Here is a 244-nt window from a genome sequence, read left to right on the forward strand (position 1 = left end):
GGTCCAACCCGGGGCGAATCCGCCGACCTGTTGCAGGCTGGTGAAGTTCCCTCCGTTGTCAACGGAGCCGGTGACGGCCACACCGTCGCTGGCCCGGTAGAACAAGAGGCGCCCGCCGCCCACGGAGGTGATATGGGTCCAGCCAAGCCCGAACCCGCCGACTGTTTGCAGGTTGGTGAAGCCACCGGCGGCGTTCACCGCACCGGTGACAGCCAAGCCGTCGCTGGCCCGGTAGAACAAAAGG

General features: G+C 66.8%; 1 protein-coding gene. It reads right to left on the bottom strand.

Translation table 11 applies throughout. From position 1 onward, the window contains the following. Positions 1 to 244 (bottom strand): hypothetical protein (locus CF165_RS51650; RefSeq protein ID WP_158226988.1); only part of this gene is annotated, 244 nt, incomplete at both ends.

The sequence above is a fragment of the Amycolatopsis vastitatis genome, from assembly GCF_002234595.1.
Lineage (GTDB): Bacteria > Actinomycetota > Actinomycetes > Mycobacteriales > Pseudonocardiaceae > Amycolatopsis > Amycolatopsis vastitatis.